At 68.4% G+C, this 10911-nt stretch carries 11 protein-coding genes; 6 read left to right on the top strand and 5 right to left on the bottom strand.

The annotated features are described in order from the left end of the window. Window positions 1–264: 264 nt before the first annotated feature. Both ACH41F_RS36730 and ACH41F_RS36725 read left to right on the top strand, forming a co-directional pair. The gene (locus tag ACH41F_RS36730; RefSeq protein ID WP_391231333.1) at window positions 265–654 is read left to right on the top strand and encodes a ribonuclease domain-containing protein; all 390 of its coding nucleotides are present in this window, start codon (window positions 265–267) and stop codon (window positions 652–654) included. A gap of 173 nt (window positions 655–827) precedes the next feature. Next, complete coding sequence (locus tag ACH41F_RS36725) at window positions 828–1346, top strand: adenylate kinase (RefSeq protein WP_398839453.1); 519 nt, start codon at window positions 828–830, stop codon at window positions 1344–1346. Between the two features lie 101 nt (window positions 1347–1447). Here ACH41F_RS36725 and ACH41F_RS36720 read toward each other — a convergent pair whose 3' ends face one another. The 3 genes from ACH41F_RS36720 to ACH41F_RS36710 form a co-directional block, all read right to left on the bottom strand. Next, window positions 1448–2206, bottom strand: a complete 759-nt coding sequence (locus ACH41F_RS36720; protein WP_398839522.1) for a hypothetical protein — start codon at window positions 2204–2206, stop codon at window positions 1448–1450. 205 nt (window positions 2207–2411) lie between these two features. Further along, entirely contained in the window at window positions 2412–3806 is a 1395-nt protein-coding gene (locus tag ACH41F_RS36715) for a hypothetical protein (RefSeq protein WP_398839452.1), read from the bottom strand. Between the two features lie 147 nt (window positions 3807–3953). Next, entirely contained in the window at window positions 3954–4385 is a 432-nt protein-coding gene (locus ACH41F_RS36710; RefSeq protein WP_398839451.1) for a winged helix-turn-helix transcriptional regulator, read from the bottom strand. Window positions 4386–4535: 150 nt separating this feature from the next. On the opposite strand from ACH41F_RS36710, the gene ACH41F_RS36705 reads away from it, so the two are divergent. After that, window positions 4536–5267, top strand: a complete 732-nt coding sequence (locus tag ACH41F_RS36705; RefSeq protein ID WP_398839449.1) for an SDR family NAD(P)-dependent oxidoreductase — start codon at window positions 4536–4538, stop codon at window positions 5265–5267. Window positions 5268–5536: 269 nt separating this feature from the next. Here the strand turns inward: ACH41F_RS36705 and ACH41F_RS36700 are convergent, their stop codons facing one another. Together ACH41F_RS36700 and ACH41F_RS36695 are read right to left on the bottom strand one after the other, a co-directional pair. Further along, entirely contained in the window at window positions 5537–5683 is a 147-nt protein-coding gene (locus tag ACH41F_RS36700) for a hypothetical protein (RefSeq protein ID WP_391231329.1), read from the bottom strand. 16 nt (window positions 5684–5699) lie between these two features. After that, the gene (locus ACH41F_RS36695; protein WP_391231327.1) at window positions 5700–6488 is read right to left on the bottom strand and encodes an IclR family transcriptional regulator C-terminal domain-containing protein; all 789 of its coding nucleotides are present in this window, start codon (window positions 6486–6488) and stop codon (window positions 5700–5702) included. 119 nt (window positions 6489–6607) lie between these two features. Between ACH41F_RS36695 and ACH41F_RS36690 the strand changes: the two genes are divergently transcribed. The 3 genes from ACH41F_RS36690 (at window position 6608) to ACH41F_RS36680 (ending at window position 10475) form a co-directional block, all read left to right on the top strand. After that, on the top strand, window positions 6608–7576 hold the full coding sequence (locus ACH41F_RS36690) for a 5-dehydro-4-deoxyglucarate dehydratase (RefSeq protein ID WP_398839446.1): 969 nt from the start codon (window positions 6608–6610) through the stop codon (window positions 7574–7576). A gap of 167 nt (window positions 7577–7743) precedes the next feature. Continuing rightward, on the top strand, window positions 7744–9081 hold the full coding sequence (locus ACH41F_RS36685) for a gluconate:H+ symporter (protein ID WP_398839444.1): 1338 nt from the start codon (window positions 7744–7746) through the stop codon (window positions 9079–9081). 65 nt (window positions 9082–9146) lie between these two features. Beyond that, on the top strand, window positions 9147–10475 hold the full coding sequence (locus ACH41F_RS36680; protein WP_398839521.1) for an enolase C-terminal domain-like protein: 1329 nt from the start codon (window positions 9147–9149) through the stop codon (window positions 10473–10475). Window positions 10476–10911 lie beyond the last annotated feature (436 nt).

Genomic DNA, 10911 nt, shown 5'->3' with positions numbered 1-10911 from the left:
GTGCGGCAGACCGTAGTTCGCGCCGGCCATCGTGATGCCGGACAGCTGGCTGTAGGCCGTCCAGGTCTCGTTCCTCCACGCGGAGGCGTCGACGCGTCCACCGACGGTTTCGTTGCCGAGCGTGTCGTCCGAACTCATCGAAGGTGCAGGCTTCGTGGAGTGATCGGTCTCCACGTTAACTACCGGAAAACTCATCGGACGTGACGGGAAAATCCCCAGAGTTGTCATTGACATGCCACTGTCTACGCGCGTCATCATGAACGCATGAGATTCCCCCCACGAATCACCCGCATCGGCGCCGCAGCCGCCGTCCTGTCCGCCCTCCTCGTCGGCGGAACCGTCGCCACCGCGCCCCCGGCGGCCGCCGCGGTCGGCAGCATCTGTTACAGCGCCTTGCCCTCCCAGGCGCACGACACCCTCGACCTGATCGAGCAGGGTGGCCCCTACCCGTACTCGCAGGACGGCACCGTCTTCCAGAACCGGGAAGGCGTCCTACCCAGTCAGTCCTCTGGCTACTATCACGAGTACACCGTGATCACGCCGGGCTCCTCCACGCGCGGTGCACGCCGCATCGTCACCGGTGAGGAGACCCAGGAGGACTACTACACGGCCGACCACTACGAGTCGTTCGACCTGGTCAACTACGGCTGCTGAAACCCCACACATCAGCCAGCCCGGGGAACGGTGCAACCCGCTGAAGGTCCGGTCATGCACTGAGCGGACCTTCAGCATTCGACAGCGACCGGCATCCACTCTGAACAACGTGCCGCATTCCCGAACCAGTGATTGCTGGCCTGCCTCGCGCAGCACCGCGTTAGGGTGCCGGTGTGGAACGAATCTTGGTGGTGGGTGTCACCGGCGCGGGCAAATCCACCCTCGCCCAGGCCGTGGGCAAGCGCCTGAATCTGCCCTACCACGAGATGGACGCGCTGTATTTCAACGGCCCCGACTGGGCGGTCAACGACAAGCTGTCCGAAGACGTGGCGAGCCTTGCGGCCCAGCCTCGTTGGATCTTCGACTCTCTCGGATACCCGGACGTACGCGACTTGCTGTGGGACCGGGCCGACACCGTGATCTGGCTGGACTACTCGAAGCGCGTCATCATGCCTCGAGTGATACGGCGGTCTCTGCGGCGCACCCTCACCCGCGAGGTCATCTTCGGCGGCAACGTGGAAACCTGGGCGGGCTGGCTGAGCCGGGAACATCCGGTGTGGTGGGCCTGGTCGCAGCACGGAACACGCCGCCGTGAAGTCGAACGCCGTGTGCGCGACCCCCGCTTCGCACCCCTGCACACCCTCCGCTTCCGCCACCCCGACGACGCGGCAGCCTGGTTGGCATCCATCTGATCCCACCCGGACAGGCCGAACACCACCGCACCTCGCGGGAGCCGCTGTCGGCTCAAGTTGCCAGACCGCGCCTCAGTCGGGGGCATCGGGCGTTCGGCGGATCAGTAGCGGTAGCCGGGCCAGTGCGGGTCCTCCCAGCGGTCAGGGCCAGTGACTCCGAGCAGGCGTATCCGGTGAAGGAGTTCTTCGGACACGCCGATGGCGCGTAGCCGTGGAGGAGCGTGGTGAACCAGCCAGGAAGTCAGCTCAGCGCGCATCTCGTCCTCGTTCTCCCAGGCGTGCCAAGGTAGTTGGTCTCCGAGCAGGTCGTACTCCCACTGGGCCGCCGCTTCGGCCAGGTGCTGGTCGGCCGCGGGTCCGGTCAGTGCTTCCCAGGTGCGGAGCCACGGGGTCAGCGTGCCGGATGCCTCGGCCGTCAGTATGAGGACCTCATGGGCGGGTACGGCGGGATCCGGATCGGTGAGCGTGTGCGCCCACCAGGCGTGCAGGAATTCGTCGACTGCCGCGGCCTGTCCAGCGGGCCACTGCTGCCAGTGGCCGAGTGCGAACGAGAGCCCCACTCTTTCCATACCGAAGAGGGGCTCGACGTGTCCGCGGACGAGGGCCGTGGCGAACTGGGGCAGGATTCGGCGGAGGACGGATGCGTGGTCGCTCCAGTCGATGGCCTCCCATGTGCGTCGCAGGAGGTCGGGATCCAGCTCTGTGTCCGCCACCTTGAGCTGGGCCAGATCTTCCGCGCTGCCCCAGTGGCAGTCGCAGTTGTGCTCGTCGGGGTGGGCGGTCATCCCCCGGAAGGTGACTGCCAGGCCGGCCATCGCGGCGTCGAGGCGAAGTCGGGCGTGGGATGGGTCGGGGTTCATCATGGACGTTCGCCTTTGAGGACTCCGGGAGTTGGCACCACCCGAAGATCACTAACTTACCGGGACGGGCCCCGGTCCGCCATCTGGTTGGCAGCGTCCCGATTCGGCGGCCGCTTGCTCGCCCGAGGATGTGAAGGATGCGTCGGCGGAGGAGGTCGAGGTTGGCTCGGGCAAAGCCCTGCGTTTGAGGAGCGCGCGGCTCTCGTCACGTGTCCCTCGACCTGGCCAGAAGGTGTCGGCTCCGGTCGAGCAGCTCACCCACCTCTGCATCCCCGCGCCACCACCCGCCTGGCGACGGGTGCCAGCGCTGCACTGATTGTGCGGCCCAGGTGCGCAGCTTGATATCCGCGTCCTCGAGCAGACTGACTGCAGCCCGTAGCGCCATGATGCAGCCGCGTGCGTCGAGCAGCCGGAACGCACCGACGCGGACGTGCCGCGGCCGCTCGGTGCTGATGCGCTCCAGCAGCCAGTCGGCGGGCAGTTCCTTGGCCGAGGGCAGCAAGGCGGTGGCGGTCTCGCGGACGACCCCGGCGGCAGGGTCGTCGAGGAGCGGCCGCAACTGCTTCGCATCCACGCAGTCCAGCACCCGCAGGCCTGCCACCGCTCGCGACCGCACCCCGGGCGCCGGGTGCACGAGCAGCGGCCGCAGCAGCCCGGCGTCCGCGCGGTTGCCACATTCGGCCAGGCCGATGACCGCACCGGCCGGCAACTGCGGGTCGACCGCTGCCGTGCACCGCTGCCGGTACCAGGCCTCCGGGTCACCACCGTGTTGTCGTACGACGTACCGGGCGCAAGCACGCACAAGCGCAGAACGGTCAGCGAGAAACGGCTCCGCTCGCCCTGACTGCCCCGCCCGTCTCAGCGCGGTGACGCCGGCCGAACGGACGCGTGGATTGCGTGCGGACAACAGTGGGGGCAGCACATCCTCGTAGGCATCGTCATCCTTCAGAGCCGTGAGCGCCGTTGTGGCACACAGGTCCTGGACCACGGTGTCCTGGTCGCGCGCCGCCGCGCGGGCCAGCTCGGCGGGACGGAGCCGTCTGCCTTCGATGGCCAGCCGGTAGGCGAACCGTCGGACGGTGCGGTCGGGGTCAGCGAAGAGAACGGCGAGCTGCTCGTGGGATGCCTGTTGCAGGATTTGGCCGAGCGCATCGACGCCGAAGGTGCCTCTGTCGCGGCGGCCGACGCGGAGGATGAACGGCGCGAGGCCGAGGGCGCAGTCCACGTTCAGGGCCTCGCGCAGCAGCCGTCGGGCTTCCTCGCGTACCGGCTCGACCCAGTCGGTGCAGCGGATCACGACCAACGGCAGCAGAACGGGGTATCGGACCGACTGGCGCAGCGCCTGCTGACGGATCCGCCCGTCGCGGTGGCACAGGGCGAGTGCGAGCCGGGAGTCGCCGAGTTCGGTCAGGTCGGCCGGCAGGGGGGCGGAGTGTTCCCACCCCGGCAGGAACTCCGGGCGGTACGAGGCGACCTCACGTACTGCTGCCTCCAGCGCGAGCCAGTCACCGGGGTCGGCGACATCGAGCGTGCTGTGCAGCGGCGCACCTTCCGCGAGCCGCGTAGCCGCCGCTGTCCCGTCCTCGATGTCCTCAAGCATTACCGCCCCTCCAGCAGTCGTACCAGGTGATCGTAGGGGCGGGGTTCGCATGGGGCGCGCGAAATCTGGCCCGTGATCGCCAAGGGCCACAGTCCGGCACTCTCCAGAGGCCCAGCGCGGTGACATCGTCCATGCTGAGCGGGGACTTCAGGAGTGTGCGGCGTCGTAGCGGTTTCGGTTGTCGTTGATCTCGTGGCGGTGTGTCGTGGCCCATTCTCCGAGCGCGACGACGGAGTCCAGGAGTGTCGCGCCGAGTCCGGTGAGGGTGTAGTCCACGCGTGGGGGAACGCTGGGGTGAACAGTGCGGGTCAACAGGCCGTCGCGTTCGAGTTGACGCAGGGTCAGGGTGAGCATGCGCTGGGAGATGCCGTTGACGGCGCGGTGCAGTTCACCAAAGCGCAGGGTGCGGTCGCGGAGTTGCCCGATGATCAGGATGCTCCACTTGCTGCCGATCAACCCCAGTATCTGGAGCACCTGCCGACACGCTTCCTCGTCCGGCTCGCTGCCGGTGCCTGCTGTCGACGGCTGCGTGGAGCCGCGGTGCTGCGCGGCCGGGGAGGGGCTTCTGCGATGCGCCAACGGTTACCTCCGTGTGTGTCACTGACATAAATGTGCTGTCTTGTTGCGGCGCCACTAGTAACAAATCATGAGGCCACTCACAAACAGTAAGTGACCGGCGCCGTGTCGAGGTGGCACCGGTCCGATCATGGTGATCGGAGAGGATTCTTCGTGGCGAAGACGCTTGTTGTCGTCGGTGCCGGCCCGGGGCTGGGGATGGGGGTGGCTCGCGCCTTCGGCCGCCAGGGGTTCCAGGTCGGGTTGATCGCCCGCACCAAGGGAAAGCTGGACACCCTGGTCAGTGAGCTGGCCGAGCTGGGCATCACCGCTGCCGCGTTTCCCGCCGACATCCGTGATCGTGACGCGCTCACCACCGCCCTCAGCGCGGCGAGGAACATGCTGGGGCCGATCGACGTGCTCGAGTACAGCCCCAGCCCGACCGGTCCTATCACCCAAGCCGCACAGACGACGGCCGCCTCCGCCTCCGCGCAGTTGGAGCTGCATGTGCTGGGAGCGGTGACGGCCGTGGGCCAGGTGCTGCCGGAGATGCTGGCCCGGGGCGTCGGCACGCTGCTGTTGACCACGGGCGTCTCCTCGACGGTCCCCGCACCCTTTCTGGCCAACGTGGGTATGGCCATGGCCGGTCTGCGCAACTGGGCACACACCCTGCACGCTGAACTCAAGCCGCAGGGAATCTACGCGGGCACGGTGACCATCGCTTCCGGGGTCGTCCCCGGCGGTGGCGAGGCCGACCCTGACGCCATCGGCGCCCGCTACTACAGCATGTACCAGCAGCGGAATAGGGTCGAAGAGGTCATCGGCGACCTGGACGCTTTCCGGTCCCTGGTCGCCCAGTCAGTGGGGCACAGCAATCCCGCCCTACCGAACAGTCCCGCAAGCTAGGCCGCATCCTCGCCGAGGTGTTTGAACATCCCGCTGAACGGGTGCCCACCGGGCCGTACACCAGCGACTGGAAGATCCCGTGGTCGATGACGGCGGCCAGGATCGGGGCTCCCAACGACTCGGAGCCGACCAGCGCGAGGGGGGCGAAGGCGGTGGCGGCGGACGGGATCGCGTCGGTGAGGGTGATCGGGCGGCAGCCGATCCGGTCGGAGCGGGCGGGGGCGCGGGGCAGGACCACCAGGGCGCCCTGGGGCCGAGACGGTGAGCACCTACAGGCAGGGGTGGCCGATGCCGGTGGCGTACGTGATCGGATAACTGGTCAGCAGGGGCTGGGCGGCGAAGGCGTCGATGCCGACACGGCAGGCCAGCAGGGCGGGCTTCGGACGGCGCAGGACGTCGAGGATGGGGAGCCTCAACTCGGCGTTCGCGGCCTCAGCGCCAGTCCGGTACGCCAGAGACGGGCGGCAGGCGGGTCTCGATCTTCGCCCGTATCTCCTGCATCACGGAGATGATGCGGGCCTCGTGTTCCTTGGTCAACCGGGCCACCGGCACCGAGCAACTGATGGCGTCAGTGGCCGGTGTGTCGTACCGCAGGGCGAAGCCGAAGCCGGCGATACCGGGCACCGTCTCCTCGCGGTCGATGGAGTAACCCCGCTCGCGCACCTGGGACAGGTCGGCGAGCAGTGCGACACGGTCGGTGTGCGTGTTCTTCGTGAGGGCGGTCAACAGACCGTTTTCGAAGGGCAGTTCGTCGTCGGCGCGCTCGGCGAGCAACGCCTTGCCCAGCGCACCCGCGTGGGCCGGGACGCGACGGCCGACCCGGCTGATGGTGCGCAGGTACTCGTGGGACTCGCGGGTGGCGAGGTAGACGACGTCGCTGCCGTCGAGTCGCGCCATGTGGATCGTCTCGCCGAGCGCGTCCGACGCTTCGTCGAGGTACGGGCGGACCAGGCGGATGCGCCGGTCGCCGTCGAGGTAGCTGGTGCCGGTGAGCAGTGCGCGGATGCCGATGCCGTAGAGGGAGCCGGTGGCGTCGGTGCGGACCCAGCCGTGTTCGACGAGGGTCTGGAGCAGCTGGTACATGCTGCTGCGCGGCACATCCAGCTCCTCCGCGAGCTGATCCAGGCGCGAGGGCTGCTCACCACGCTCGGCGAGGAGTTCCAGCAGCACGACGGTCCGGGCCGCTGACTTCACCCCGCGAACGCCTCTCGTCTCCGACATGCGCTCATCGTAGATCCGGGCTTCTTCGTGTCCGCGCACCCATTGACCCATCGCGTTCATGGTTCTAGCCTCCATCTGCATACATAGACAGCATCTGCATACAGGAACGGGCGGCGGGCATGACAGCAACCAGCACCGAGGCAGCGGGGGTCGTAGGGGTCGTCCAGCGACTCCGCGACGGAATGGCGAGCGGGGTACTGTCCTTCCCCCTCACGAGCTTCCGGGACGACGGCCGCCTCGACCTGGACGCCTACCGGGCCTACCTGACCGACCGGCTGGACAGCGCACCCGGCGCGGTGTTCCCGGCCTGCGGAACCGGGGAGTTCTTCTCGCTGGACGAGGACGAGTACCGGGCTGTCGTACGGGCCACGGTCGAGATCGCCGACGGGCGGCTGCCGGTGGTCGCGGGCATCGGCTACGGCTGGGCACAGGCGCTGCGCTTCGCCCGTATCGCGGAGGAAGCCGGTGCGGACGCCGCGCTGGTACTCCCCCACTACCTGGTCAGTGCCCCACAGGACGGCCTGGTGCAGCAGCTGCGCCACATCGCCGACGGCACCCGGCTTCCCCTCATCGCGTACCAGCGTGGCCAGGTCGCCTTCACCGCCGACAGTCTGCGGCGGATCGCAGACATACCGACCGTCATCGGGCTGAAGGACGGGCACAGCGACCTCGACCGGCTCCAGCGCCTCACACTGGCCGCGCCCGACGACTTCCTCTTCTTCAACGGCGCCTCCACGGCCGAGATCCAGGCCCGTGCCTACGCCACCGTCGGTGTGCCCGCCTACTCGTCGGCCGTCCACGCCTTCGCACCCGAGATCGCGAACGCCTTCTTCGCCGCTCTGCGCGACGGGGACGACGCGGGCGTGACCACGCTCCTGCGTGAGTTCTACGTCCCGCTGGTCGAGCTGCGCGACCGGGTGCCGGGTTACGCCGTCTCCCTGGTCAAGGCCGCCGCCCGGCTGCGCGGTCTCCCGGTCGGCCCGGTGCGCGCCCCGCTCACCGACCCTGGCCCGGTCGACCTCGCCGATCTGGAGAAGGTGCTGGACCACGGTCTGAGCCTGGTCGGTGCCGTACGACGACCCGCTTGACGAACCCGGTCACCTCTCGCGCCCGTCCCGGCTCTGCCACGCGCCCGTGCCCTCTACCTTCCGAGGCGTGCGGCGTACCGGCCGTACGCCCATCGGGCCGCCCGGAGGCGGCGGAGCGTCCGGCTGCCCAGCCAGCAGTTCAGCCAACAGTTCAAAGGGGAACTGTCATGCCCATACTCGTCGTCGGGGTCAGTGTTCTGATCCTGCTGTTCCTCATGACCAAGCTGAAGGTCAACGGCTTCGCGGCCCTCCTGCTCGTGGCGGTCGGTGTCGCCCTGGTCCGGGGCATCCCCGTGGCGACCATCCCGGACGTCCTCTCCGAAGGCATCGGGGGCCAGATCGGTGACACCATGCTCACCATCGGACTCGGTGCCATGGTCGGCCGCATCATGGGGGACTCGGGCGCCGCCCAGCGCATAGCCGGCAAGCTCCTGGACGCTTTCGGCCCCCGTGGGGTTCAGGTGGCCATGGTGGTCACGTCCATGCTGATCGGCGTGACCATGTTCTACGAGGTCGCGTTCGTCATCGTGGTGCCCATCGCCTTCACCCTGGTCAGGGTCACCGGAACGAAGCTGCTGTGGGTCGGCCTGCCGATGTCCATCGCCCTGTCCACCATGCACAGCTTCCTGCCGCCGCACCCCGGCCCCACCGCGGTCGCCGCGACCTTCCACGCCTCCGTCGGACTCACCCTGTTCTACGGCCTGTTCATAGCCGTTCCCGCCGGTGCGCTCATCGCCCTGACCTGGCCTCGTCTTCCGTTCATCAAGGCGATGAACCCTTCCATCCCCAACGGACTGGTCAGCGAGCGCGAGTTCACCGACGAGGAGATGCCCGGACTGGGTTGGTCGCTGTTCGTGGCGCTCTTCCCCGTGGTGCTGATCGTGGCCGCCGCCGTGACCGACATGGCCACCTCCACCGAGAGCCCCCTCCTGCACACCGTCGCGTTCATCGGCTCGGCCCCGATCGCGCTGCTGCTGACCCTCTGCCTGGCGGCGTGGGCGTTCGGACCGCGGATCGGCCGCAGCCTGGACGACGTCAGTGCCTCCTGCACCTCAGCGGCCAAGGCGATGGCCATGATCCTTCTGGTGATCGGCGCCGGCGGGGCCTTCAAGAACGTCCTCGTCGAAGGCGGGATCTCCGACTACATCAAGGACGCCACGGACGGCTGGTCCATCTCGCCGATCATCCTTGCCTGGCTCGTCGCCGTCATCCTCCGCATCGCGCTCGGCTCGGCGACGGTCGCCGTCGTCACGGCCTCCGGCGTGGTGCTGCCCCTCCTGGCGGGCAGCGGGGTCCACCCGGAGATCATGGTGCTCGCCGTCGCCTGCGGTTCCATCGCGTGCTCCCACGTCAACGACCCTGGATTCTGGCTGTTCAAGGAGTACTTCAACCTCTCCGTCGTCGAGGCGATCAAGGTCCGCACCACCTACACGACGGTGCTCGCCGTTCTCGGCCTGGGCGGCGTCCTGGCGGCCGAGTGGGCCCTCGACATCCTCAGCCTCTGAACCAGAACCCCCTGAACCTCTGATCACCCGCACCGTCTCACCCCCAGAAGGACAACCCGATGAGTATCGGACAGCCGACCGTCACGGCGTTCTCCGTCTACCCGGTCGCAGGCCGGGACAGCATGGCGCTGAACCTCTCCGGCGCCCACGGCCCCTACTTCACCCGCAACATCGTCGTCCTCACCGACTCCGAGGGACGCACCGGACTGGGCGAAGTACCCGGCGGGGAGAAGATCACGCAGACGCTGCGCGATGCCGTACCGCTGGTTGTCGGGGCGAAAGTGGGCGACTACAAGCGCGTCCTGCGCGAGATCGGCGACCGTTTCGCCGACCGCGACGCGGGCGGACGGGGCGCCCAGACCTTCGACCTGCGCACCACCGTCCACACGGTCACCGCCATCGAGTCCGCCCTGCTCGACCTGCTCGGGCAGCACCTCGACGTGCCCGTCGCGGCGCTCCTGGGTGACGGGCAACAGCGGGACGCCGTACGGGTGTTGGGTTACCTCTTCTATGTGGGCAACCCCGACCGGACCGACCTGGACTACGTCCGGGAACCCGACTCCCCCGTCGAGTGGTACCGGGTCCGGCGCGAGGAGGCCCTGACACCCGAGGCGATCGTCCGTCAGGCCGAGACGGCCTACGACCACTACGGATTCCGGGACTTCAAGCTCAAGGGGGGCGTCCTCAGCGGCGCCGAGGAGGTCGCGGCCGTACGAGCCCTCAAGGACCGCTTCCCCCAGGCCCGCATCACCCTCGACCCGAACGGCGCGTGGTCCCTGAGCGAGGCGATCGAACTGTGCCGGCCGCTGGTCGGCACGCTCGCCTACGCCGAGGACCCCTGCGGAGCCGAGGACGGCTACTCCGGACGGGAGATCCTCGCCGAGTTCCGCCGCGCCACCGGCCTTCCCACCGCGACCAACATGATCGCCACCGACTGGCGTCAGATGACCCACGCCCTGGCCCTCCAGTCGGTCTCCATCCCGCTGGCCGACCCACACTTCTGGACCATGCAGGGCTCTGTCCGGGTGGCGCAGCTGTGCAACGCGATGGGGCTGACCTGGGGCTGCCACTCCAACAACCACTTCGACATCTCCCTGGCCATGGTGACCCACTGCGGCGCCGCGGCACCCGGCGAGTACAACGCCCTGGACACCCACTGGATCTGGCAGGAAGGACTGGAACGCCTCACCACCACCCCACCGCTCATCACCGGCGGCGAGATCGCGGTCCCGGACGCGCCGGGCTTGGGCGTCCACCTCGACATGGACCGGCTCCTCGCAGCCCACGAGCTGTACCAGGAAAAGGGGTTGGGGGCCCGCGACGACGCCGTCACGATGCAATACCTGATTCCTGACTGGAAGTTCGACGGTAGGCGCCCCTGCCTGGTTCGGTAGACGACTGTTCGCGGACCGTCTCGGTTCGGTCCTGTGGGCCCGCCTCCTGATCGTTGGAGGTGTTCGACGGCAGCGGCAATGCTGCCCAGAACACCTCGCCGATCTGGGCGTGGTCGGTGCCGACCCGGCCGGGGACTGCATGCCGCCCTCCACCCCTTCCATGCCCCAAGGACGTGCTCTCCGGCTCATCCAGGCACAGATAAAGCATCGCCGAGGCCGAAGGACGCACCTGCCGGGCCGATGTCGTCAGTCATGACGGCCGATCACCCGACGACACGGGCGCCACCCCTTGCCACGCACCCGTTGTCCTGCAGCGTGCGGGGTGTGCCTCCGATGTTCTCCTAGTGTCCTGAGTCGTTAATTCGTGTGCAGTATGCGGCGAGGGTGTCGAGGATGTCGTCGGCGGTCTTCGTCCAGACGAACGGCTTGGGGTTCT

The sequence above is a fragment of the Streptomyces sp. NPDC020489 genome (assembly GCF_044386545.1).
Lineage (GTDB): Bacteria > Actinomycetota > Actinomycetes > Streptomycetales > Streptomycetaceae > Streptomyces.
The sequence above is the reverse complement of the archived record's forward strand: the minus strand, read 5'-3'. Positions and strand labels throughout refer to the sequence as shown.